Annotated in this window: 1 protein-coding gene; it reads left to right on the forward strand. The window is 67.4% G+C overall.

What is annotated here, in order from left to right; translation table 11 throughout:
* Nucleotides 1-445 precede the first annotated feature (445 nt).
* On the forward strand, nucleotides 446-1,550 hold a 1,105-nt coding region (locus tag AC3A5Z_RS24120; protein ID WP_487521805.1), incomplete at its 3' end, for a recombinase family protein.

Below are 1,550 nucleotides of genomic sequence, written 5' to 3' on the forward strand. Positions count from 1 at the left end.
GCTGGCTCAGCGCAAGCCGCGCGCCAGGGGCGTCGGCACAGGGCCGGAACGCCGTAATCCCCAGAAAGTCGCGCCAAACGCCGGTCCAGGAACTCGTTTCAGATGGGTTCCGTGCCCGGCGCCTCTCCCATTCTTGTATGATGATGGTCAACGGCACCGGAGCCAGTTCCGGACAGTCGAGACCCATCATCACCGCCGGAGAAGCCCCCTCCGCGCGGATCAGGAAAGGTGTATTCAGTGCGGCGCAAGCAGATGCCAAATGCGAGGACGGAGGAGCTGGCCGATGCGCCGGCTCCCGCCGCGCAGGACGCTCGTGCCGCGCCCCTTGCAGAACAGGCAATCCCGCCGCATCCTTCACTGATCGAGCTGGTGCGCCTGCTGGCGCGCCAGGCGGCGGCAGCCGAGATCGCGGCACAGCGCGCCGCGCAGAAGCTGGCGGACGGAGATGACCGGCCAGGCCCCTCTCCGCGCGGCAATCTACGCCCGCTATTCCTCCGACATGCAATCCGCCGCCTCGATCCCGGATCAGGTTCGGGTCTGCCGCAAGCTCTGCGCAGACAACGGCTGGCAGGTGGTGGAGGTCTTCGCCGACGAGGCTATGAGCGGCAGCTCGGACCTGCGTCCCGGGTATCAGTCGCTGCAACAGGCGGCGATGAACGGCCGCGCCGACGTGATCGTGGCGGAGGCGCTCGACCGGCTGTCGCGCGACCAGGCGGATGTCGCGTCGCTGCACAAGCGCATGCGCTACCTCGAGGTCCCGATCGTCTCTAAGGCCGAGGGCGAGATCAACGAGATGCATGTCGGCATCGGCGGCACGATGTCGGCGCTGTTCCTGCGCAATCTGGCCGAGAAGACCCATCGCGGGCTGGAAGGCCGGGTGCGGGACGGCAAGTCGGCGGGTGGCATCAGCTACGGCTACCGGGCGATCCGCGACCTACGGGCCGACGGCACGGTAACGACTGGCGAGCGAACCATTGTGCCGGAAGAGGCAGAAGTGGTCCGTCGCATCTTCGAGAGCTACGCCTCCGGCCTCTCGCCCCGCGCCATCGCCGCGGCGCTCAACGCGGAAGGCATCGCCAGTCCGGGCACCGGCAGCGGCGACTGGAGTTTCTCCACGATCTCCGGCAATCCGAAGCGCGGCATTGGCCTCCTCAACAACGAACTCTACATCGGCCGATTGGTCTGGAACCGGCAGCGTTTCGTGAAGGATCCGTCGACGGGCAAGCGGCAGGCCAGGCCCAACGCGCCCGAGGCCTGGATCATCGAGGACGTGCCGGACCTGCGCATCATCGATGACGATCTCTGGAGCCGCGTGAAGGAACGGCAGGGACTGGTGCGACACGTGATGACCTCGGCGGACAGAGAAGGCGGGATGCGGCCGGAACTGGCGCGTCGCCCGACCTACCTGCTGTCTGGCCTTCTGGCCTGCGGCTGCTGTGGCGCCAGCTACACGCTGATCAACAAGACCCGCTACGGATGCTCCGCCGTGCGCAACAAGGGCGAGGCCGTGTGCCAGAACCGAGCGACCATCGGTCGGGAGGATGTCGAGG

Source organism: Cereibacter sp. Soil_C_27 (assembly GCF_057657095.1).